The following is a 23,577-nucleotide window of genomic DNA, read 5'->3' as shown; positions in this document are numbered from 1 at the left end:
TAATTTGACGCTTGTTTGAAGTATAAATTATAATAACTACGTTTAAGGTAAATATTAGAAACTATGGGAAAATATCAACTGGGCGAGTTTGAAGAAGTAGTCCTTTTGACGGTTGCTGTGCTGTACGGAGAAGCTTACGGGATAGCCATCATAGAAGAGATGGAAAAAAGGCTCAACAGGAAGGTAAGCATCGGTTCATTGCAAACCGTGCTTAGACGGTTGGAGAAGAAAGGTTTTCTGTCTTCAGAGTTTGGAGAGGCCACACAGGTAAGAGGGGGGAAGCGCAAAAGGTATTTTACTGTAACGCAATATGGACAAAAGGCGATGGAAGAGTTGAAAGAACAACGACTGGGGCTGTGGAATGCGATACCTGAGGTGGCGTTTAAATGATGCATAATCGGGATTTAAAAGAACGCATTTTTACCTCAGCCCTAGAGGGGGAATGCGTTCTTTTAAATCCAAAATCATCTATGAATTTTCAACCTCCGCTCCCTTTGGGCAGGGGTTAACGGAGTTTGAAACTTTGAAGCAAGTCTGGTTCATGAAAGAATTATCGCTGAAAATATTGTCTTCTGTAAAAAGTACCATTTTCCCCAACCCTGAAGGGAGCTGGCCCTTTTCCAGAAATGACGATTGTTTAAAAGAGAACGCAAATGAGTGATAGCGGAAATATGTTTTACAATGCTTCTTCGACGATTTTTAAAAATGCAAAGAAGCTTCGTGCTAATCAGACTTTAGCGGAAAAGTTGCTATGGGAAGAGCTTCGTGCCAACAAGCTGTTGGGACTTCGATTTAAAAGGCAGCATCCTATCGGCACTTTCGTTGCCGACTTTTATTCCCACCCTGTGAGGCTAGTAATTGAAATTGGCGGAGGGTATCATGACTTGGCTGAACAGATGGAATACGACGCTGGACGGACAGAAGAAATTGAGCAATTTGAAGTCAATGTTATTCGATTTACTAATGCAGAAGTTGAAGGTAATATTAAGTCAGTGATCGAACAGATAAAGACTATTTGCATTGAAAGACAAGTAAGATGAGTAACCACCATCCACCCAAACTCCCTCTCCGTTTTTTCCGCTGGTTCTGCCATCCGGATTACCGGGAGGATATTGAAGGTGATTTGGTGGAGCGGTTTAAAGGTAAAGCGAAAGAAAGAGGAGCAAAAAGAGCCAGTTGGTTTTTTGCCGTTGAGGTGCTGAAGCTTTTCAGGCCTTCGCTCATGAAGAATTTTATAGGTCAAACTCAATTAAACAATTACGGTATGTTCAGGAATTATTTCAAAATCGCCTGGCGGAATATGATCAGGCAAAAAATGTATTCTGCTATCAAAGTGGGTGGGCTGTCCATTGGTATTGCAGCCTGTTTGGTTATAGCTGTTTTTATCCAATACGAACTCAGCTACGACCAGCAGTACCCAGACAAAGACAGAATTTACAGGGTAATCGCCGAGTACAATGTAAGCTTTGGTTCCGGGCATTTTTTTAGCTCTTATTTTCAGCATCCATTTGCCAGAACGATCCAGGAAGAATTCCCTGAAATTGAAAAAGCTGGAAGGGTGAATCAATCATCTCTTTTTGGTGCAGGAGGTAATCAAATCAGACCTGCTGGCGCTGAGCAAAGCACTTACGAAGAGCACGTTGCTTACTTCGATCAGGAGTTATTGCAGATCCTCCAACCTGAAATGGTAGAGGGTTCGCTGAAGTCGGCACTTGCTGAACCTAATTCCATCGTGTTGTCGAGAACCAAGGCAAAGCAGTTTTTCCCTGGAGGCAGTGCGGTAGGTCAGACACTGATATTCAATGAGCAAACGGATAATCCTTATATCGTGGGCGGAGTGATGGAAGACTTTCCGGAGAACAACTCCATGGAGTTTGATATTCTGATCTCGTTGACTGACAAAGAGTTTTGGAAGGGAGAAAGAACCAGCTGGCTCAACACCAATTACCCTACCTATATCAAGGTAAAACCGGGTGCTGACATTAAGGCACTGGAATCCAAACTAAGTCTGATCACAGAAAAGTTTCATGCACAGGCCCTTGCCGATGGTGGGTATGCCACTAAGGAAGAAATCATCAACGGTCTCACTTACCACCTGCAACCCATCACGGATATTCACCTCAACAAAGGGCAGCTTGGCGAGGACGGATTCTTTGAAAGTGGCATTGGACAGGTAAGGCTGTTTGGCCTTATTGCCATTTTTATTCTATTGCTGGCATGTGTTAATTTTGTCAATTTGTCAACGGCCAAATCGGCTACCAGGGCCAAGGAAATTGGGCTTCGGAAAACACTTGGTTCTTCAAAGGCCCATCTGGTTCAGCAGTTCTTAATCGAATCTACTCTTTTCAGCCTTCTTGCCTTTGTGGTAGGTATGCTGCTGGCATGGCTTTCCCTGCCTTATTTGGGGGAGCTTTCTGGCAAGAACTTGACATTTCCGGCAACAGCCTGGTGGCTTTTCCCGGCACTCTTGTTATCCGCTGGTTTTATAGGCGTTTTGGCGGGCATTTACCCCTCTTTATACCTTTCCAGGTTTCGCCCGGTCGCCGTATTGAAAGGAGGAGTTAGCAAAGGGGCTAAGAACGCATTGTTGCGAAATGTACTGGTGGTCTTCCAGTTTACCACGGCCATCGCCATTATCACAGGCACAGTTGTCATCAACTCTCAAATGGATTATATCCTTACCAAGCCGCTGGGTTTTGACAAGGAGCAGGTGATTCTCCTTCGGGGAACAAACACGCTAGGCGACAAAACCCAGGCCTTAAAAAATGAACTATTGGCGCTTTCAGCAGTCGAAAATGTGTCAGTGAGTGACTACCTGCCCGTGTATGGCCCTGATTCTAAACGAAATGGTGACATGGTGAAGGTGGTGGGGAGAGGAGACGACCAGGGAGTTTCCATTCAGGACTGGCAGGTGGATGAGGACTACCTGGGGACGATGGGGATGAAGCTTACCAGAGGCAGAGACTTCGCTGAACAGAAAGGCAATAATCAAAACAAAGTGATCGTCAATGAAACCCTCGTGAGGAAACTCGGGCTCGATGACCCTATTGGTCAGAAGATAAATAATGGGAACGAGTACGAAATAATAGGCGTGGTAGAAGACTTCCACTTCGACACTTTCGCAGAGGAGATCCAGGGTGTGATCCTGCACCAGGGGCAGGACAATTACTCGGTCATTTCTGTCAAAGCTAATACGGATGATGTGGCCACTCTTTTGGCATCAATCGAAACGGTTTGGAACAAATTTGCACCAGGCCAGCCTATGCGCTACGACTTTATGGACGCTCGCTTCGATAGAATGTATGAGGGAGTGGCGCAATATGGAGACATATTGAACTGCTTCTCAGTACTCGCTCTGGTTGTGGCATGCCTTGGCCTGTTTGGGTTGTCGGCCTTCATGGCGGAGCAGCGTAGCAAGGAGATCAGTATCAGAAAAGTGCTTGGGGCATCAGTCAGTAGGATATTTAAAATGTTGACTGGCAATTTCCTGAAGCTGGTGCTGATATCATTTGTGCTGGCGGTGCCCATTGCCTGGTACTTTATGCAATCGTGGCTGGACAGCTTCAGCTACAGGATCGACATGTCGTGGTGGTACTTTGGACTTGCTGGCGTAGCTGTGACTGTGGTGGCACTGATAACCGTAAGCAGCCAGGCGCTGAAAGTGGCTCATTCAAATCCAGTGGACTCGCTACGGAATGAATAAATCTACCCAACCCCCAAAACTCCCCCTTCTCTTCTTCCGCTGGTTCTGCCATCCGGATTACCGGGAGGATATTGAGGGGGATCTGACTGAACGGTTCGAGATGAGGGTGGAGGAGAAAGGAGCATTTGCTGCCAAAGCCCTTTTTTGGCTGGAGGTTTTGAAATTATTGAGGCCGGACATTGTACGGCCATTTGAAGGCGCAAAACGATTGGATCATTACGGCATGCTAAAAAACCACATCAAGATCACACTGAGGTACCTGAAAAGCCATAAGGCATTTACCTTCATTAATTTGGTCGGGCTAACGACTGGTATTTTGGTCTGTTTTTTTGCCCTGCTGTTTGTGGAGTTTGAGCTGAGTTACGACAAATACCACGAAAATAGTGAGAACATCTACAGGCTCGTCACTGATGTGCAAACGCCGAACGGTGCCAGACTCGAAAGCTCAGCACCGCCGATGGCACCTGCTGTAGGGGCTAATTTTCCGGCGGTGGTCGACTATGCCAGGGTATTTCTGGATTACATGATTGTGCAGTCGGACCCGGAGACATTCATGCGGGAAGACCTGGCTTATGCCGATGCTTCAGTTTTTTCAGTATTCACACTGCCACTGGTAGCCAGTAATTCAGCAAAGGTACTGGACGGACCTTACGACGCTGTGCTTTCGGAAAGTGCGGCTATTAAGTACTTCGGCACCACCGACTGCCTGGGCAAGCAGCTTACACTCGATGGGAGCACGAATGTGTATGTAGTCGGAGTAATGAAAGACATGCCTTACAATTCCCATTTCAGGACAGATGTATTTCTTTCTATGAAGTTGCTGACAGAGGTTTGGAATCCTGGCATCAAAAGTAACTGGCATGCCTTTGGTACCTACACCTACCTGCTCCTTCAAAACAAGCCGGACATCAGCAGTTTCAACGAAGCGCTGACCAGCTTTGTCGCCCAGCACGTCGGGGCTGAACAACCCATCTATGACATGTCCATTGAGCCCCTTACCGATCTTTACCTGCACGCCGAGGCACGTGGTTTCAGGACAGGCTCGTCCGTCACAGGAAGTATCAGTAATGTCTATATTTTGACAATAGTGGCGCTGCTGGTGTTGTCTATCGCAGGATTCAATTTTGTGAACCTTTCAACGGCACTTTCGCTCAACCGAGCCAAAGAAATCAGCATCCGAAAGGTGCTTGGTGCTGCCAAACGTCAATTGCTGTTTCAGTTTCTGGCAGACGCTGTGTTTCTTTCTCTTGTGGCTTTCACACTTGCCCTGGCGCTGTTTGTACTGCTTTCCCCTTTCTTCAACCAACTGGTGGGCAAGCCTATCAGTACCAACATATTTAACCACCTCGGCTTTGTTGGCAGCCTGCTCGCCTTGACAGTGGGGGTGGGCCTTCTAGCAGGTATTTACCCCGCATTTTTTCTGTCCGGGTTCGACCCGGTCAGCGGACTGAAGGGAAAAGTGAAATCTGGCACCCGGGGCCACTCGATCAGAAAGTCACTGGTGGTTGCTCAGTTTTTCTTTTCTGTCATGCTGATAGCATCCACACTGGGCGTTTACCGGCAGCTTCACTTTATGCAAAACAAGGAGCTAGGCTATTCGAAAGACCAGAAGCTGGTGCTTGATTTCTATTTTGACGAGAACATCAGGGACAATGAGAAAACAGTAAAGCAGGAGTTGCTAGCCGTCCCGGGTGTTACGGCCGTCAGCATGTCTTCCTGTGTGCCTGGAAATATTGACCGCCGGTACAACCTGCTCATTCCCGGAGCCGATGGTAACATCACCAGCTATGTCTCCGATTTGTATCGTGTCGACTTTGATTTTATCAATCAGTATAAAATGCAAATAGTGGCAGGCAGGGGCTTTCAGGAAGAGCTGCAGTCGGACTTAACAGGCGCTGTAATTATCAATGAAATTGCTGCCAGAACGCTGGGTTATGCTAATCCGGCCGAGGTAGTAGGAAAGCCATTCGAGCAACAAAACCGGTATAAGGGCACAGTGATTGGTGTAGTAAAGGACTTTCATTTCAAATCATTGAAAGAAAAGATAACACCTTTGGCCCTGCAGATTGACCCTTCCCGATACACCTTACTTACCCTTGATGTTTCCGGCAACAATATGCACGATGTCGTGGACCGCTTGGAGGACAAGTGGGCAGATTTCGGCCCCAAGCGACCCTTCAGCTATTATTTCGCCGACCAGGCTTATCAGACCCAGTACCAGGCAGAGGATCGCTTTGGTAAGCTCGTGCTGATTTTTGCGTCCATTGCCTTGATGCTGTCAGTACTTGGGTTGCTCGGTTTGTCGGCACTCGACACCCGGCAGAGGGCCAAAGAGATTGGAATCAGGAAGATCCTGGGCGCTTCACCTTCCAGCTTGCTGGGGCTACTGTCAAGAGACTTTCTGATGCTTGTGCTGGTTGCTTCGGCATTGGCGGTACCAGTCACGTTCTTTGGGCTGAGTAGTTGGCTGGAAGGCTTTGCTTACCGGGTCGATGTGGCCTGGTGGCTTTTCGCCATCGCTATTTCAGTGGTGGTTATTTTATGTGTTGTGATCATTGCCAGCCAGGTGCTGAAAGCGGCACTTGCGAACCCTATCCATGCGCTGAGAGATGAGTAAGCACCACCCACCCCAACTCCCCCTCCGCTTCTTCCAATGGTTCTGCCACCCGGATTACCGGGAAGATATTGAGGGAGATTTGGTGGAGCGATTTGAGAAGAGGGTGGAGGAGAGAGGGATAAGGAAAGCCAGGTGGCTTTTTGTGTGGGAGGTTTTTCAATTACTAAAACCGGCACTTATGAAGCCAATATCAGGGATGCAACAGATTTACAACGGAATGTTTTCTAACCATTTGAAACTCGCCTTCAGAGGCATGAAAAAGAACAAAGCTTTCTCAACGCTGAGCGTGCTGGGGCTAGGACTGGGGCTCGCCTGCACTGTTGGTATTTTTCTTTGGGTGGCCAATGAGTTGAGCTTTGACAGGTTTCATACCAAAGCCGACAGGATATTCCAGGTGGAACTTATTCTTCGGCAATATGAGAAAAGCGTAGTAACGCCCGGACCACTGGCCGAAGCATTAAAACAGGAATATCCGGAAGTAGTGAACGCCTCCCGATATACTTTCCGCAGCGAGCCGGAAGCTATTAAAACAGGAGAGAAACAAATCAATGGGAGAGGAGCAAAAACAGACGCTGCTTTTTTTAGCATGTTTGATTACCCATTTGCATATGGTAATAGCTCAGGGTTTTCTGGCAATTCTGTGATTTTGACTCAAGCTCTGGCCGACAAATTATTCGACGGTGCTGAGGCCATCGGAGAGTTGGTGACGGTTGGAAACTCTGATACCTACCAGGTATCAGCGGTCTTAGCCGATCTGCCACAAAATTCATCCTTTCAATTCGATTTTATCCTTCCGTTTGAGCAAGTCGCCAGTCAGGATGAGAGCAGGGCCTGGGGTGCCTGGTTTTGTGCCACTCTTATTGAGCTGGATGGCCAAGCCACTGCATCGTCCCTGCTTTCGAAATCAAACGGGCTCAAAACGCTCTACGACAAGATCGAAAAGCCGCATTGGTCCAGTGAGCTGATCGCACTACCCGATATCTACTTTCACGACAGGATGACTCCCTTTTTTCCCAGAAGCGGCGACATTCGGTATGTTTGGATATTTTCTATTGCAGGTCTGCTCATCTTTACTCTCACCTGCGTGAACTACATAAGTCTCACCACCTCCCGGTTTATCTCGCAGTTTCGGCAGGCAGGGTTAGAAAGAATACTCGGCGCCAATCCATGGCACACCATGCACAGGTATTTTGTCGAGGGACTTTTGAACTTGATCCTTGGGAGCGTTGCGGCCATTATTTTACTGAGCCTGTTGGGAAGCTATTTTGGCATACCAATCTCAATTGTGAGATCCGTCATTAGCCACCAGGAAGTAGTAGCACTCATGGTGGCATTTATTGTAACCCTGCTTCTTATCATCTCGATTGTTCCTGCCTTGCTGATCAACTCGTCGAAGCCACTGGCAATGATCAAGAAAAAAGGGAGCGAGAGCTCAGGCGGATTTTCAGTGAGAAAATCGCTGGTGGTATTTCAATTCTGCGTCAGTATCGCCATGGTCACCGGCACACTGATCTTTCAACACCAGCTGACTTTTATTCGTGAAAGGAATCCTGGCTACACCAAGGAAGACCTGGTGGCTGTAAAAATAGACGATGAGGCCAGAGACAATGTTGAAGCCTTGAAAAATGTATTGGATCAGTCCCCCGACATAACCGCTATGTCTCGTTCGACATTTGAATATATCTATTTTGATATGCAGATAGGCGACTGGGAGGGAAAAGAGGTGGAAGGCACCCTAACCGTCAGACCAATGAATGCTGACAGTGAGTTTGTTGAAACATTTGGGATAGCAATGGCCGAAGGCAGGTTTTATGAAAAGAGCTATGCCGATGAGCAGTCGGTAGTGATCAATCAGGAGGCGGTAGAAAAAATGGGACTGACTTCGCCAATTGGTAAAACTGTGAAATTGCCCAGAGGTCAGGAACTGAAGATCATAGGTGTGGTGAAGAACTTCAATTACTGGGGCCTCACCAAAGCCATTGAGCCTCTATTCATCTTCAACGGAAACTCCGGAGACCTGTATATCAGACTGACCGGTAACGATAATGCCCGGGCTTTGGCTTTCATCGAAGCATCTTTTGAGCGGGTGAATCCAGCCAGTTTGTTCAACTACGAGTTTTTAACCGATCGGTACGCTGCGCAACATGCCGCTCACGCCAGGACGGGGGAGGTTTTTGCCGGCTTTGGCGTCATTGCCCTGGTGATGTCGTGTTTTGGTCTGCTGGCCATCATCACATTTACGATTGAGCGGAAGACGAAGGAAATTGGTATCAGAAAAGTGCATGGTGCGGCACCCCGGCACATTGTCGGTTTGCTGATGAAAGACCTCGCCGTTTACGTATCTGTTGCCTTCCTGGTGGCTGCTCCGCTGACCTGGCTGGGCATGAACCAGTGGCTCCAGATCTTTTCGTACAGGATTACCCTCTCTGTTTGGCAGCTCCTGCCCGGAGGTGTTCTGGTGGCCGTGATAGCGGCGCTTGCTATTACTTATCAGGCGGTGGTAGCCGCACTGAGGAACCCTATTCATGCTTTGAGAGATGAATAGACACATTACTCCACCGAAATTCCCCCTCCGTTTCTTCCGCTGGTTCTGCCACCCGGAGTATCGGGAGGATATTGAGGGAGACTTGGTAGAAAGGTTTGAGAAGAGGGTGGAGGAGCGAGGGAAAACCAAAGCAAATTGGATTTTCACATTAGAGGTACTCAGGCTGTGCAGGCCAGGTATTTTCAGGCCATTCAAGCCGATTAACAAATTAAGTAAACAAGCTATGCTCTATCATTACTCGAAAGTCACCTACCGGAATTTTCTACGTAACAAGGCTTTTTCGGCCATTAACTTATCGGGCCTTGTCATTGGCATGGTGGCGGCTTTGATACTCGCCAAGTATGTGGGCTTCACTCTCAGGTATGATCAATTTCATCAACACAAGGATAACATAGTAGAGATTGATCAGGCAGAAGCAAAAGATGGCGTTGCAACCAGCTATCAACACAGCACCTATTGGGAAACGGCGGCAAAAGTAAAAGAACAATACCCTGAGGTGCGGATGGCGAGCCTCTACAGCAGAGACGTCGAGAAACAGGTAACCGTAGCAGATGAAAGCGGATCACTGGTGAAGTTTAATGAGCGAAATATGTTCTCGGCCGACCCCGATTTCACCCAAATGTTCTCTTTTCAATTTATTGAAGGAGATTCCACAACCGCTTTATCTCAACCCAATTCCGTTGTGATTACCAGATCGGTTGCGAAAAAATATTTTGGCGATGCGAAGGCATTCGGAAAGGCAATGAAGACGACCACAGCCTGGGGTGCGGAGAATACGCTACATGTTACCGGAGTTGTTGAAGAGGTGCCTGTCTATTCCAGGTTCAGGTTTGATTTTCTGAAATCTACCATCGGTTTCAACAATTATGATCAATGGGGTTTTGCAAATTATCCGACTTATCTTCTCCTCACTGAGGAGGCCAATCCAACAGAATTGGCGTCCAAAATAGCAACGGACATAAACGATGTGGAACAAATAAAGGCCGATGGAAGGGAGGTTGAACTCGCATTGATTCCTTTGAGTGACGTTCGACTTTCCGAAATGGAAATCATGCTGTTGCTGGTAGGTGTTTTTATTCTTTTGATCACCTGGATCAATTTTATTAACCTCACAAGCGCCCAATCTATGAGTCGGCACAAAGAAACGGGTATTAGAAAGGTGCTGGGTTCTGAGAAACGTGAGATTGTTCGCCAGTTTATTTTTGAGGGCATGACCATCAACTTGCTGGCATTGGCCGCTGCCGTGCTAATCGTTTGGCTGCTCTATCCATTCATTGAGACTTATACTAATGGGAAACTGTTGCCCCTTTTCGGTGACCCTACGCCGATGAACTGGTTGTTCCTTTTATTGTTCCTTTTGGGAGCGCTGATTGCCTCTTCGTATCCGGCGCTTATTTTATCCAGCCTTGATCCGATACGGTCTATCAAAGGTCGGGTGCTTGATAACACAAAGGGCGCTGGCTTTCGGAAAGTGTTGGTCGTGGTGCAATTCAGTATTTCGATTATTCTCATCACTGGAATATTTGTGATTTCAGATCAGATGCGTTTCCTGAAAAATCAACCGCTGGGGATCACCCTTGACCAAACCTTGATTGTGAAGTCGGCGAAAGACGGAGCGGATGACAGAGTGAAAAGACATCAGGCATTCAAGGAAGGTGTAGCTAACCTTTCTTTTACCCGTGGTGTGACGTCTTCCACACAAGTGCCAGGAGGAGGCAATGGGCAGGATATCTACTTCAACATAGAAGGAAAGAACATCACTGTTAGTGCTAACCTCATTGGCGTTGACGCCAGCTATATGGCTTACTACGGGGCAAAAATCATCGCCGGGGAAGACTTTTCAAAAGACAAGTTTTGGGCCAGCAGGCGAAGTATACTTATCAACCGGTCAACGGCCCTGGCGATGGGGTGCTCAAGTCCTGAGGAGGCTATCGGACAAACGATCATTATACCCGAAAACGAAGACAGGACACTCAAAGTACTCGGTGTAGTGGAAGACTTTCATCAAAATTCACTTAAGGAGAAGATTCAACCCATGACCTTCGAATTCAACCCGTTCAGGGGGCATGCTTCCATTAAAATCGACTCTGGCTCCTATTCCAATTATGAGGAATTAGCGGCGTGCCTGGCGCAAATCGAGCGCATTTGGGACGAGGTGCACCCCGATCAGGTGTTTGAATATTATTTTCTGGACGAACAATTCAATAGCAACTATCAAGAGGATATTAGGTTCAGCCAGCTATTTAGCGTTTTTACCGGTATCTCCGTTTTCGTAGCCTCCCTCGGGCTTTTCGGTATGTCTATGTTCGTTGCGAGGAAAAAGAAAAGAGAAGTGGGCATCAGAAAGGTATTTGGCGCATCTGTGGCCAGCATTGTCAACCTCTTTTGCAGGGGCTATGTAGGGCAGCTTTCCGTTGCTGTGCTAATAGGATCGCCGGTGGCCTATCTGCTGATGCACAAGTGGCTTGAAGGTTATATTTTGAGAACGTCGGTCAGTCTCACTGCTATCGTAGCACCTGTCGCCCTGTTATTGGTCATCTCTTTTGTAAGTATCAGTACGCAGGTAATGAAGGCGGCCACAGCCAATCCAATCAATGCTTTGAGAGATGAATAAGCACCATCCACCCAAACTGCCCCTCCGCTTCTTCCGCTGGTTCTGCCATCCGGATTACCAGGAGGATATTGAAGGTGATTTGTTTGAGCGATTTGACGACAGGTGCTTAGAGAAAGGTCAATCAAAAGCCAAATGGCTCTTTACACTTGACGTAATCAAACTTTTCAGGCCAACAATTATTAAACCCATTGGAGGGAGTTATCGCATGAATCAGTTCGGGATGTTCAAAAACTATGTGAAAGTTGGCTGGCGCAGTATGCTGCGTCAAAAGCTCTACGCAGCCATTAATGTTGGCGGATTGGCACTTAGCCTCACCGCCTTTATTCTAATTTTTTTGTATGTAAGGCACGAGCTGTCGTTTGACAGGTTTTATCCTGACTCAAAAAGAATATACCGGACTTATCAACAACAAACATTCAACCCTTTTATGGGTAGCGATTACTTTGCCGTAATGCCAGCTGGGTTCGCTGAAACACTCATGAGTGATTTTCCGGAGGTGGAAGCGGCTACTTCGCTACAGGCACCAACCCGAATTATCACAATGGGAGAGGTTAGCTACCTGGAAAAGGGAATCTCTGCGGATCCTCAATTTTTTAAGGTGTTTGACTTCAACTTTTTAAGAGGTGATGCGGAGAGCGCACTCTTGACTCCAGAAAGCATAGTGCTGACCGAGTCGCTGGCCCAAAAGCTTTTTGGAACCGATGATGTGATGGGAAGGTCGTTAACTTTGGATGGCCGAAAGGTTCAGGTGACCGCCATTATTCAGGATCCGCCTCTCAACTCCACGTTACAGTTTACGCATGTTTGGAGCCTTGAGGCAGATCAGTACTATCTGGACGATAAAGCAAAGGAAAAGTGGGAGGGAAATGCATTTTACTCTTTTCTGAAGGTGAAAGAAGGTGCCGATGCTGTTGGACTGCAGGCAAAGATGCCGGAGCTTCTGAAACAACGATGGGCCTACGACGACTACCCGACTTACTTGATCCAGCCAATCACGGAATGGCATTTGCAAACGGCGGTCAACTTCGATCTTGGCCCCAGAGGAAACCCTGCGCAGCTGGCACTTTTTTCAATGATAGCTGCATTGATCCTGATACTTGCGTGCGTCAACTATATGAACCTGGCCATTGCCCGATCTATTGGCAGAGCAAAGGAAGTGGGGTTGCGGAAGGTAATTGGCGCTCACAAATGGCAGCTGGTGATGCAATTCCTTGGTGAGTCTGTATTTGTCACTTTCGTTGCATTGGCAGTGGCCGCACTATTGCTACCGGCCTCTTTGCCATACTTCGGGCAGATGGTCGACAGGACGCTGGTGTTCAACATGGGTGACTTTATTATGCTAGCCCCCGGTTTGTTGCTGTTGGTTATTATTGTAGGTATACTATCCGGCAGTTACCCCGCCTTGTTTATGTCGTCGCTTGTGCCAGTAAAGGTGCTGAAAGGGAAAATGAATGCGTCTGATTCTGGAATTCGTCTGCAAAAAGGTTTGATCATCGGGCAGTATGCTATTTCTGTTGCCATGATTATCTGTAGCCTTGTGGCTTACGCTCAGTTTAAGTTCATTAGCGAAAAGGAACTTGGATTTGAAAAAGAGCATGTTTTCACCATCCGGTCTTATGATGGTAATGTAAGAGACAGCTTTGAGGCCATAAAAGCAGAATGGCTGGCAAACCCGAAAGTGGTGGCCGTCACTATTTCTCAAAACCTTCCTACTAATGTAGAGCAGAGTAACGTGGTTAGCCTGAAGGAGGAAGGGAAAGAGACTGATTATGACCATACCATTTATCAGCTGAGAACCGACGAAAACTACCTCGAAGTATTCGGCATGGAGCTGATTGCAGGAAGGACGTTGTCACCTGAGTATGCACTTGATCAATCCTCCAAAAATATTGTTGTGAACGAAGCGGCCTGCCGGGAGTTTGGGTGGTCTGTCGACGAAGCGGTGGGAAAGACCTTTACGTCTGGCTGGGAGGGTGACAAGACCATTGTGGGTGTGATCAAAGATTTTCATATGCATTCGATGCACATGACGATTGCGCCACTACTGGTAGAACTGAGGGAGAATTTCCGCTACATTTCTGTAAAGGTTAAGCCAGGAGACCTTCCTGCAACCGTGGTTTCTCTGGAGGAAACATTTCGTAAATACTCTTCACTTCCCTTCGACTACGAATTCCTGGACGATAATTTTGATAAACTTTATAAGGCAGATATTCGACAGGGCGAAATATTTGGCTTTTTTACCGTTATAGCGCTTTTGATAGCCTGCCTCGGACTGTTTGGCCTCGCAGCCTTCAGCACACAGCAACGTGCCAAAGAAGTAGGTATTCGAAAGGTGCTGGGCGCTTCTGTCGGCCACATTGTTGCTTTGTTCGCTTCAAGGTTTATCAAAATGGTTGCTATCGGCTACCTCATCGCTCTGCCCGTAGGCTGGTGGTTGGTGGATCAATGGTTGCAAGAATTTGCTTACAGGGTGGCAGTGCAGTGGTGGATGCTTGCACTTCCTGGCTTGGCGGCGGTTATAGTGGCGTTTTTGACGATCAGCTCGCAATCAACGAGAGCAGCGCTGGCCAATCCCGTGGATAGCCTGAGGAATGAGTAGGAAAGTGCTCAGATAAAACTAAGGCCCTCGTTGGAAAGCTTCTCATATTTTTCCTGATCGAACACATAGAAGAAGGCGCCTTTTCTGGAGCTGCTTTTTTCCTTTTCGGCCAGTTTTTTCAATATGCCCAATGACAGCATTTTCCGGCTGAAGTTTCGCTTGTCGATAGGCGCATCGTAAATAGCCTCGTACAAGCTCAGGAGCTGTGGGAGTGTAAATTTTTCAGGCAGCAAGGCAAAACCAATCGGGTGATTGGCTACCTTTTGGCGAAGGCGCTGGTGGGCGTCCTGCACCATTTGCTTATGGTCGAAAATCAAATCCGGCAGTTCGTTGAGAGGCACCCAGCGGGCATCGTGTTCGTCGAGCACTTGTTCTTCGTAGTCTTCAATATTGATCAAAGCAAAATAGGCGACAGAAATCACTCTGCCGCCTATATCCCGGTGCACCGCTCCATAGCTATGGAGCTGCTCCATATAAATATTATCAAGCCCTGTAAGGGAGTGCAAAATCCTTACGGCTGCCTCGTCCAGACTTTCGTCGATTTTAACAAAGCCGCCCATCAGCGACCACACCCCAAGTCCCGGATCCATCTTCCTGTGGATCAAAAGTGCTTTTAACTCCTGTCCATCGAAGCCAAAGATGATACAATCTACGGCAACATGAATACGGTCTTCGGTACTATATTTAATGGGCTTCAACGATGTGCTAACTATTCGGCGAAGCTAATCATTACAAACGCTACAATGGCTATAACAAGAAGAGAAAAAACGATATCCCAAACATTGTAGCTGGCACGGTTGGCTGTTTTTTGCTCTTCGGATAACGTAGAGAATGTGAGCCCCTGAAGTTGTGCCTCTGATGGTGCAGGGCTTAGCAAGCTGGAGCCAATGCACAACAGAATAGAGAACAGGAAGAACCAGGAAGAGAATGTCAGGAAGTTCATTGTCCCAAAAGTATGGAGCAGGCTGCCCGGATCCAGCGAGTCTCTGCCCAACTCCAAACCAAGACGCAAAAATACCACAGCCAGGCCTACCACCAGCGTAGTCATAGCACCCCGGCTGTTGATTCGTTTGTAAGAAATACCCAACAAGAATACGGCGGCGATAGGTGGCGCAATGTACGACTGCACCGATTGCAGGTACTCATACAACACACCCGAAATATTTTGCATAATGGGAATCCAAATAATGCCAAGTACCACCACAAAACCCGTGGCGATACGGCCGGTTCTCAGCAGCTTTTTCTCGGAAGCTTCCGGCCTTAATTTTTTGTAGATATCCACGGTGAAAAGCGTGGAACAAGAGTTAAAAACTGATGCCAGCGAACTCATGAGTGCTGCCAGCAAACCGGCCGCCACAAGCCCTTTCAGACCTGTTGGCATTCTGTTCATTAGCAGGGCCGCAAAAGCCTGGTCGGGGGTATCCCACGAAAGCTCGCCTCTGTTTTTTAGTGCCAAAGCCACTACACCTGGAATCAGGAAAAGGAAAACTGGAAGCAACTTCAACAGACCGCCGAAGATAGTACCTCGACGTCCCTCTTTGATGTTTTTAGCCGCCAAAACTCTTTGCACAATATATTGATCGGTACACCAGTACCAGATACCAACAATGGTGCTGGCAATCACCAAACTAGGCCATGGGAAATCCGGATCAGAAGGTGGACGCCACATGTTGAGGTAGCCCGGCTCCAGCGACTCACGCATACCACTCCAGCCACCCACGGCGTCGAGTCCGATGAAAGTAAGGGTTCCTGCGCCGATGATCAGCACAATGGTCTGTAGTGCTTCTGTATACACAACAGCTTTCATGCCGCCAAGAATAGTATAAATACCGGTAAGAATGACGGTAGCCAAAGCGCCAAACCAGAAGTCGATTTGCAGAATAGAAGAGATCACAATGCCGCCCGCATAAACGGTTACCGATACCTTGGTGAGCACATATGCCAAAAGTGAAAACACGCTGAGAAACCAACGGGTGCTGGAGTTAAAGCGCCGCTCAAGAAACTCTGGCATGGTGAAGACCCCACTTCGGATGTAGAAGGGGAGAAATACCCACCCCATGGTAATGACCAGCCAGGCGTGCAGCTCATAGATCAGCATGGGCATTTTGCCACCGGCACCGGCACCAGCTAAACCGACCACGTGCTCCGATCCGATATTGGAAGCAAATATGGAAGCACCCACGATGAACCAACCAATATTGCGGCCTGCCAGGAAATAGTCCTCGGTGTTGTTTTGTTTTTGTAAAATCACCCAGATAGCGAGTCCGGCGATGACTAAAAAATAGCCAATGATGACTGCCCAGTCCAGCGTTGCGAAACTATTCATGTGTAAGTAGGTAAAGGTTAAAGTATATCTATAATTCAGGATAGAAGTTTATTGAAAACATTGTTCACTCCAGCGCAATTCATTTCTAAATTGCCTTAATTCGGTATTTTTATCGATTAAAGTAAATTCTACCCCAGCAATATCTGCAAAGTCACCCAATTGTTCAGCACTTAAATTCTGACTATAGCAGGTGTGGTGGGCGCCTCCGGCGTAAATCCAGGCAGCACAGCCGGTATTCAGGTTGGGGAGGGGTTTCCATAGCACTCTGGCGACAGGCAGCTTAGGCAACGCCTCCTTTGGAGCAACGGCTTCGACTTCGTTTACCAGCAGTCTGAAGCGGTTGCCCATGTCAATCATTGACGCATTCAGCGCCGGGCCACCTGCCGAGTTGAACACCAGGCGAACGGGATCGGCTTTGCCGCCAATGCCCAGTGGGTGTACTTCACAGGATGGCTTTCCATCAGCGATAGAAGGACAAATCTCCAGCATGTGAGAGCCGAGCACTAAGGGATTGGAGGGATCGAAATGGTAGGTGTAGTCTTCCATAAACGAATTTCCACCTTTCAGGCCACTTCCCATTACCTTCATGGCTCGCACCAGGGCAGCCGTTTTCCAGTCGCCTTCTGCCCCAAAACCATAGCCGTCGGCCATCAGACGCTGCGCCGCAATACCCGGCAGCTGCACCAGCCCGTGGAGGTCTTCAAAAGTATCGGTAAAGCCTTTGAAAGAGCCGGCTTCCAGAAACTGACGCAGGCCAATTTCAATCCTGGCGGCTTCTCGCAATGAGCTATGTTGAGGGCCACTTTTTTTCAAAGTGGCTGCTAAAGCATATTGTTGTTCGTACTCGCCACACAGCACATCAATCTCACTGTCCGACACCTGGTTAATAACAGCCACCACATCCCCTACACCATAGCCATTAACAGAGTAACCAAACTTGATTTCAGCTTCTACCTTGTCGCCCTCAGTCACGGCTACCTGACGCATATTGTCACCAATGCGGCAGAATTTCGCTCCCTGCCAGTCGTGCCAGCCGCAAGCTACTCTAAGCCAATCGCTCAACTGCGTGACTACTTTAGCGTCCTGCCAGTGCCCTACCACCACTTTACGATTGAGGCGCATGCGGCTCATGATAAAGCCAAACTCTCTGTCCCCATGAGCACTCTGATTCAGGTTCATGAAGTCCATGTCGATGGTAGACCATGGAATGTCCCGGTTGAATTGCGTATGCAGGTGAAGCATGGGCTTCTTCAATGCCTTCAGGCCGTTGATCCACATCTTGGCAGGGGAGAAGGTATGCATCCAGGCCACTACTGCGACGCAATTGTCTGCTTCGTTGGCTTCCTTACAAATTTTGTAAATCTCTTCAGGCGTCGTTGCAACAGATTTATACACAATACGGACAGGCACGCCGTTGGCTGCATCCAGTGCTCCGGCAATTTCTTTTGAGTGGGCAGCAACCGTTTTGAGGGTTTCTTCACCGTACAGGTGCTGACTGCCGGTAATGAACCACGCTTCGAATGTTTTTAGGTTAATCATCTATCGATTTCTTATTGTCCGTAATAGGAGTTGGGGCCGTGTTTTCTCTCAAAATGTTTTTTAATCAGTGCGTCTTTTAACCGAGGCGCTTTTGGATTGATTTGCTCGGTCAGTAGTGCCATTTGAGCAACCGATTCGAGCACTGCACTGTTATATACCGCTTTAGCAGCATCTTTTCCCCAGGTAAAAGGAGCGTGGTTGCCCACCAGCACCATTTCTACTTCTTCGTAATCCAATTTCTTCTCTTTGAAACAGTTAAGGATTTGAAAGCCGGTTTGGTATTCATAATCACCCCGGATCATGTCGTCGCTCATGGGGGGGGCACATGGGATGTCGACGGTATTGTGATCAGCATGCGTTGTGCCAAATATTGGTATGTCACGCTGACTTTGTGCCCATGAGGTGGCGTAAGTAGAATGCGTGTGGGTAATGCCGCCAACTTTTTCCCAGTGTTTGTATAGCACAGCATGGGTAAGTGTATCGGAAGAGGGCCGGAGGCTGCCGTCGATGGTTTTCCCATCAAAATCTACAATCACCATTTTCCCGGGACTGAGTTGCTCGTAAGGCACACCGCTTGGTTTAATGGCAAAGACACCCAGAGAGCGATCGGCTGCACTTACGTTACCGAATGTAAACAACACCAGTCCCAATTTTGGCAGCTGCATATTGGCTTCGAAGGCTTCCTCTCTAATGTGATCGTACTTGCTCATGAATTGTTAGCCGTCATTTTTGTTTCAATAAAGTGGCCCAGCGCTTTGAACTTCTCGTAACGCTCCTGGTGTATCGTATGCTTTTTATGGTCTGGATGGTATTCAGCATCAAAACCCTGGCCCATCGCTTCCATGGCTTCTTCTACCATAGGGTAAAGACCGGTGGCAGTCGCTGCAAACATAGCGGCTCCTCTGGCGCAGGTTTGTTCCGATTTATGAATTTTAATGGGCATTCCCATCACATCAGCCATGGTTTGCATGATGTAAGGCGATTTCTTGGCCACACCGCCCAATCCTATCAAGCCCTTTACCGGCACACCCTGTGCCACAAACCGGTCGACAATGGCTTTCGCTCCAAAGCAGGTAGCTTCTACCAGACTTTTGAAGATGCGGGGCGCATCGGATGCCAGATTGAGTCCTGCAATACCTGCTTTCAGCAACTGATTGGCATCGGGTGTGCGACGTCCATTCAACCAATCGATTGCTATCTCGTCTGTAGCTTGCAATGATAGTTTGGCCGCTTCGAGGCTCAGTTTTTCTATCATTTGGCCTTCAAGCTCTTCTTTTAACTTGTCGGCAGTAGCTTTGTCGATGATTTTTGACTCGCTGAGCAGGTTTTCCAGTGGCCAGCTAAGCAGGTTTTTGAACCATGCATAGGTGTCTCCAAATGCCGACTGACCTGCCTCCAAACCATACATGCCAGGAATGATCGATCCGTCTACTTGTCCGCATATACCTGCCACCAGTTTACCATCCATTTGCTTTTTTGGAGCCACCAGCATATCACAGGTAGAAGTCCCCATCACTTTGCTCAGGTAGTAGGGTTCAATCTCACCGCCTACAGCGCCCATGTGGGCATCGAAGGCACCTACGGCTACCACCACATCTGTTGTCAGTCCTAATTTATTGGCCCATTCTTTAGACAGCTGCCCTGCGGGTTTGTCGGAGGTGTAGGTGTCAGTAAAAAGCCTGTTTCTAAATCCAGTCAGGAGCGGATCCAGCTCAGTAAAGAACTCTTCAGGGGGTAAGCCTCCAAACTCTTTAGCCCAAAGCGCTTTGTGTCCGGCGGAGCACACCCCCCGTTTCATTTGACTTACATCATTGCCCCCTGTCAGCAAATAGGGAATCCAGTCACAATGCTCCACCCACGAGTAGCATGCAGCACGCACCTTTTCATCCACCCGCAGCGTGCGAAGCAGTTTCGCCCAAAACCATTCTGACGAGTAGATGCCCCCTACGTATTGAAGGTAGTTGGTGGTGTACTTCAAGGCATGGGCATTGATCTCGGCTGCTTCGCCGGTAGCAGTGTGGTCTTTCCAAAGCACAAACATGGCATGGGGGTTTTCTTCAAACCCAGGCAGTAAGGCAAGGGGAGTGCCGGTGGCGTCTACTGCCACCGGAGTTGATCCAGTGGTGTCGATGGCAATTCCCTTCACTCGGCTGGCAGCATCAGCACCCGCCTGTTTGAGGCAGCCTTTCACTGTTGCTTCCAGCCCCTCAACATAATCAAGAGGATGCTGGCGAAACTGATTCTTCACAGGTTCGCAGTAAAGCCCCTTTTTCCAGCGTGGATACTGAAATACTGAGGTGGCAATTTCCTCTCCATTCAGGGCGTTCATAAGCAAGGCCCGGACTGAATCGGTGCCATAGTCAATACCAATAACCAAAGGAGCGTGGGTGCTCATTATTTTAAGGCGATTTGTTAGTCAGAAAGTCTGGTAATATACAATCAAATACTTGTCACTTTGCCATGTTTTACTTCAGTTCCAACACTGCCACAGAATGTGCAGGCAACTTCACCGTTAATGTGCCATTCGAAAGTTTCGCACCTGTAAAGTTGACTGGCTTTACAGCATCTGGTTTGTCGAAGGTATTGTGGTCCTGTAGCTTGGCCGAGGTCAAAACTCTTCCATCCACGGATTTGTAGCTTTTGGAACCGCCAACTCTCACTGTAATTTCCTGTTCTTTTGATGCGTCAATGTTTACCAGAGAAAGGTGAGTCGCACCATTTTTGTCAACAGAGGCAGAAGCATAAACGGCTGCCAGCTTTTTGCCGCCGGAGGCATAGTCACCACTGATTACGCTCACTGGAATCAACGTAGCATCCTGATGTACTTTGTACATTTCCATGACATGGTAGGTAGGAGTGAGGATCATTTTCTCCTCGTCGGTCAGGATCACCGCCTGGAGCACGTTGATGGTTTGCGCCAGGTTGGCCATCTTCACCCTGTCGGCGTGGTTATTGAAGATGTTGAGTGTAACACCTGCAATCATGGCATCACGGATGGTGTTTTGCTGGAATAGGAAACCCGGGTTGGTACCTGGCTCTACATCGTACCAGCCGCCCCACTCGTCAACTACCAGGGCCACTTTATTTTCCGGATCATACTTATCCATGATGGCGACGTGCTTTTGGATCAGCTCCTCCATTTGCGTGGCCCTTTGCATGGTGGTAAAGTACTCTTCTTCAGTGAATCCGGTAGCGGAGCTTTTCTTGCTCCAGTTGATCACCGAGTAATGGTGGAGAGCTACAGCATCAACCAGGTTGCTTGGTATGTTTTTCATCAGGGTTTCTGTCCAGTGATAGTCAGCGTCGCTAGCGCCGGAAGCTATCCTCCATATCCCGTCCTCATTAGACCAACCACTCATGTAGGTGGCAAACTGGCGATATACATTGGCGTAGTATTCGGCTGTCATGTTACCACCGCAGCCCCAGGCCTCGTTGCCCACGCCCCAATACTTTACATTCCATGGGGTTTTACGCCCATTTTCCTCTCTCAGCTTAGCCATCGGACTCACACCGTCGTGGTTCACGTATTGCATCCAGTCAGCAAACTCTTTCACAGTGCCGCTGCCCACATTGCCAGACAGGTAGGGTTCGGTTTCCAATAGCTCACACATATTCAGGAAGTCGTGCGTGCCGAAGCTGTTGTCTTCAGTCACTCCACCCCACCAGCGGTTAACAATGGTGGGCCGAAGGTCTTTTGGTCCGATGCCATCCATCCAATGGTAAGTATCGGCAAAGCAGCCCCCGGGCCAGCGCAGGTTAGGGATTTGCAGGTTCTTCAGTGCAGCCACCACGTCGTTGCGCACACCATTGGTGTTGGGGATAGGGCTGCCATTTTCGCCCACGTAAAAGCCGCCGTAAATACAGCGCCCGAGGTGTTCGGCAAAATGACCATAAATGTGTTTGCTAATGACAGCGCCTTTCTGGCCGGTATTGAGCACCACTATGTTAGGACTTTGCGCCGACACAAGGTGGAAGGATAGAAGGCTGAGAAAAATTAGTTTGGCTCTCATAGTTTTTATAGTAGGTAAATAAGAAGTCGAACCCGAAGATAATGGATTCTTTAATTATAAGTGTAAATATGACAATTAAAGTAGCCTGTGAAATTATTTTTAACAATCTTTTACTTGTTTCATCATACCCCTTTTATCAATTGCCTGTCCAGATAAGCAGGTTCCTGCATTTGCGGGTTTTTAAAGAAAGTGAGAAGGAGGTGGCGGAGCAGGTCGGTGCCGAAGCTCACCACGTCAATTTTCTTTTTGGGATAAAAACTGATCTTTCTCTCTTTGCCGTTGAGGTGACTGCTTCCTTTCAATATGTTTAACTTGTATTTGTACAAAGCTTCCACCACCTTAAAAATATCGTTGGCCTCTTTTCTGGAAAATGGGGCTATTTGTAATAAAGAGCCCAGCCGCATAGACAACTTGTACACCGGGTCGCCATGTACCTCATCAAGCAGTAAGGCTTCCAGCGCCGTCAGGATGTCAATCATGCTTTCCGGCGACTGGTCGTTCAGGTAAATGCTGTTCAGCTTCTGCACACCTACTTCCAGGCTTTTTCGGCCACCTTTTGAAAGTGATTTATAGATGTCGGCAATGTCCTGAACGTCTTTTTCTTTGATTTTTGGAGGTGTTTGCTTCCATTTCTGGTTGAGGAAAGAAGCGGGGAAATGGTGCTGCTCTATGGGGAAGCAGGGAAGCAAATCAGCGGCCCACTGATCCGACCAACCCGCTGGAAATACCAAAAGTTGGCCATAGCCGGTTTCTTCTCCAGTCACCACCCTGAGCGAACCCATGAGGTAGGCTAGGTGCTCGATAATGTCAGAGAAAGCGTTGGGGTCGTTCAGAAAGTCGTTTCTGGCATCAAGCGAAGCATTGTCCACCACCCACTCCTCAAAAACCAGGGCATGTGTGGCAGAAGCAAATACCTGCTGCATCTTGGAGTTGAGGTGCCTGCCAAAGTAGGCCTTGCTGAGCTGGCGTGCGTCGTCTATTTGTCGAAGCTGGACGCCAGGGCCAAGTTCGACCTCGCCAACAGGAAAGTGCAAAAACAGGATAGGTACCCAAACATCCACTTTCAGTTCATTTTTCGACCAGGCACCATACCATGCTTGGAATACCGGCTCAAACGCTTTTTCATGGTACTCCGGCTTTCCATATACATGCGCATAATGATCGATCAGGTCGGCAATGAAAAAGTAGGTGTGATAGTTTCTGGCCACTTCTTCTTCGGCGGTCAGGCCATAGAAGGCCACATATTCCTTGTTGCTGAGCAGCGCCTCCTGCAGTACTTTCCACGACTGTATGTCGTTGTACCGGTTGGTTCTCAGAAAAAGGTTGCTGTATTTGATTTTGGCAACTGAGGAGTAACTAAAGTCGGGCAGTCCGTTTTTCGCCCACTGCAAAAAGGGAAACTGCTCGTAGAAAGAGAATGGATCGGCAATCTCTTCCTGTTCTACCCGCTCCTCCTGATAGCGGAGGATGGACAGCCCATCGTCGACGGCCTTTTTTACCAACTCTTTGATCTCTTTTTCACCCATGATCCCACACTCATTTCTTTTCGCATCGGCTCGCATTTTCTGTTGTATTCAAGCCAGATTTCTGCACATGATAAATTTAGGCTTGCCAGAAGACAAAA

14 protein-coding genes are annotated in these 23,577 nt (G+C 48.1%); 7 read left to right on the top strand and 7 right to left on the bottom strand.

The window, feature by feature from the left end:
- Nucleotides 1–63 precede the first annotated feature (63 nt).
- The 7 genes from AAC052_RS15040 to AAC052_RS15010 all read left to right on the top strand — a co-directional run bounded on the left by AAC052_RS15040 (nucleotide 64) and on the right by AAC052_RS15010 (nucleotide 14,078).
- Nucleotides 64–390 carry a helix-turn-helix transcriptional regulator gene (locus AAC052_RS15040; protein WP_317487317.1) on the top strand — a complete coding sequence of 109 codons (327 nt, stop codon included), beginning with the start codon at nucleotides 64–66 and terminating at the stop codon, nucleotides 388–390.
- Nucleotides 391–653: 263 nt separating this feature from the next.
- Entirely contained in the window at nucleotides 654–1,040 is a 387-nt protein-coding gene (locus AAC052_RS15035; protein ID WP_339814241.1) for a DUF559 domain-containing protein, read from the top strand.
- Entirely contained in the window at nucleotides 1,037–3,703 is a 2,667-nt protein-coding gene (locus tag AAC052_RS15030; protein ID WP_339814239.1) for an ABC transporter permease, read from the top strand. The genes AAC052_RS15035 and AAC052_RS15030 overlap by 4 nt, the downstream gene beginning before the upstream one ends.
- Complete coding sequence (locus AAC052_RS15025) at nucleotides 3,696–6,320, top strand: FtsX-like permease family protein (RefSeq protein WP_339814237.1); 2,625 nt, start codon at nucleotides 3,696–3,698, stop codon at nucleotides 6,318–6,320. The genes AAC052_RS15030 and AAC052_RS15025 overlap by 8 nt, the downstream gene beginning before the upstream one ends.
- On the top strand, nucleotides 6,313–8,865 hold the full coding sequence (locus AAC052_RS15020; protein WP_339814235.1) for an ABC transporter permease: 2,553 nt from the start codon (nucleotides 6,313–6,315) through the stop codon (nucleotides 8,863–8,865). Before AAC052_RS15025 ends, AAC052_RS15020 begins: the two co-directional genes overlap by 8 nt.
- Nucleotides 8,858–11,479 (top strand): ABC transporter permease, encoded by a 2,622-nt coding sequence (locus tag AAC052_RS15015; RefSeq protein ID WP_339814234.1) that lies wholly within the window; start codon nucleotides 8,858–8,860, stop codon nucleotides 11,477–11,479. Before AAC052_RS15020 ends, AAC052_RS15015 begins: the two co-directional genes overlap by 8 nt.
- Entirely contained in the window at nucleotides 11,472–14,078 is a 2,607-nt protein-coding gene (locus AAC052_RS15010) for an ABC transporter permease (RefSeq protein ID WP_339814232.1), read from the top strand. The genes AAC052_RS15015 and AAC052_RS15010 overlap by 8 nt, the downstream gene beginning before the upstream one ends.
- A gap of 8 nt (nucleotides 14,079–14,086) precedes the next feature.
- On the opposite strand, the gene AAC052_RS15005 is transcribed toward AAC052_RS15010, so the two are convergent.
- The 7 genes from AAC052_RS15005 to AAC052_RS14975 form a co-directional block, all read right to left on the bottom strand.
- The gene (locus AAC052_RS15005) at nucleotides 14,087–14,776 is read right to left on the bottom strand and encodes an NUDIX domain-containing protein (RefSeq protein WP_317487310.1); all 690 of its coding nucleotides are present in this window, start codon (nucleotides 14,774–14,776) and stop codon (nucleotides 14,087–14,089) included.
- Nucleotides 14,777–14,787: 11 nt separating this feature from the next.
- On the bottom strand, nucleotides 14,788–16,404 hold the full coding sequence (locus AAC052_RS15000) for a sodium:solute symporter (RefSeq protein WP_317487309.1): 1,617 nt from the start codon (nucleotides 16,402–16,404) through the stop codon (nucleotides 14,788–14,790).
- Nucleotides 16,405–16,452: 48 nt separating this feature from the next.
- Nucleotides 16,453–17,943 carry an L-arabinose isomerase gene (gene araA / locus AAC052_RS14995; RefSeq protein ID WP_339814230.1) on the bottom strand — a complete coding sequence of 497 codons (1,491 nt, stop codon included), beginning with the start codon at nucleotides 17,941–17,943 and terminating at the stop codon, nucleotides 16,453–16,455.
- An 11-nt stretch (nucleotides 17,944–17,954) separates the two neighbouring features.
- Nucleotides 17,955–18,653, bottom strand: coding sequence for an L-ribulose-5-phosphate 4-epimerase (locus AAC052_RS14990; protein ID WP_339814228.1), 699 nt, complete (start codon nucleotides 18,651–18,653; stop codon nucleotides 17,955–17,957).
- Nucleotides 18,650–20,338 (bottom strand): ribulokinase, encoded by a 1,689-nt coding sequence (locus AAC052_RS14985; protein ID WP_339814226.1) that lies wholly within the window; start codon nucleotides 20,336–20,338, stop codon nucleotides 18,650–18,652. Before AAC052_RS14985 ends, AAC052_RS14990 begins: the two co-directional genes overlap by 4 nt.
- Before the next feature lie 70 nt (nucleotides 20,339–20,408).
- Entirely contained in the window at nucleotides 20,409–21,953 is a 1,545-nt protein-coding gene (locus AAC052_RS14980) for an alpha-L-arabinofuranosidase C-terminal domain-containing protein (protein WP_339814224.1), read from the bottom strand.
- A 122-nt stretch (nucleotides 21,954–22,075) separates the two neighbouring features.
- Nucleotides 22,076–23,515 (bottom strand): hypothetical protein, encoded by a 1,440-nt coding sequence (locus AAC052_RS14975; RefSeq protein ID WP_339814222.1) that lies wholly within the window; start codon nucleotides 23,513–23,515, stop codon nucleotides 22,076–22,078.
- Nucleotides 23,516–23,577 lie beyond the last annotated feature (62 nt).

Source organism: uncultured Imperialibacter sp. (genome assembly GCF_963974565.1).
Taxonomy (GTDB): Bacteria; Bacteroidota; Bacteroidia; order Cytophagales; family Cyclobacteriaceae; genus Imperialibacter; species Imperialibacter roseus.
This window is presented reverse-complemented; position numbering and strand designations above follow the sequence as displayed.

Excerpts from the sequence above, each read along its gene's own strand:
- AAC052_RS15040 (WP_317487317.1), top strand. The coding sequence starts at position 64 with ATGGGAAAATATCAACTGGGCGAGTTTGAAGAAGTAGTCCTTTTGACG.
- AAC052_RS15035 (WP_339814241.1), top strand. The coding sequence starts at position 654 with ATGAGTGATAGCGGAAATATGTTTTACAATGCTTCTTCGACGATTTTT.
- AAC052_RS15030 (WP_339814239.1), top strand. The coding sequence starts at position 1,037 with ATGAGTAACCACCATCCACCCAAACTCCCTCTCCGTTTTTTCCGCTGG.
- AAC052_RS15025 (WP_339814237.1), top strand. The coding sequence starts at position 3,696 with ATGAATAAATCTACCCAACCCCCAAAACTCCCCCTTCTCTTCTTCCGC.
- AAC052_RS15020 (WP_339814235.1), top strand. The coding sequence starts at position 6,313 with ATGAGTAAGCACCACCCACCCCAACTCCCCCTCCGCTTCTTCCAATGG.
- AAC052_RS15015 (WP_339814234.1), top strand. The coding sequence starts at position 8,858 with ATGAATAGACACATTACTCCACCGAAATTCCCCCTCCGTTTCTTCCGC.
- AAC052_RS15010 (WP_339814232.1), top strand. The coding sequence starts at position 11,472 with ATGAATAAGCACCATCCACCCAAACTGCCCCTCCGCTTCTTCCGCTGG.
- AAC052_RS15000 (WP_317487309.1), bottom strand. The coding sequence starts at position 16,404 with ATGAATAGTTTCGCAACGCTGGACTGGGCAGTCATCATTGGCTATTTT.
- araA (WP_339814230.1), bottom strand. The coding sequence starts at position 17,943 with ATGATTAACCTAAAAACATTCGAAGCGTGGTTCATTACCGGCAGTCAG.
- AAC052_RS14990 (WP_339814228.1), bottom strand. The coding sequence starts at position 18,653 with ATGAGCAAGTACGATCACATTAGAGAGGAAGCCTTCGAAGCCAATATG.
- AAC052_RS14985 (WP_339814226.1), bottom strand. The coding sequence starts at position 20,338 with ATGAGCACCCACGCTCCTTTGGTTATTGGTATTGACTATGGCACCGAT.
- AAC052_RS14980 (WP_339814224.1), bottom strand. The coding sequence starts at position 21,953 with ATGAGAGCCAAACTAATTTTTCTCAGCCTTCTATCCTTCCACCTTGTG.
- AAC052_RS14975 (WP_339814222.1), bottom strand. The coding sequence starts at position 23,515 with ATGCGAGCCGATGCGAAAAGAAATGAGTGTGGGATCATGGGTGAAAAA.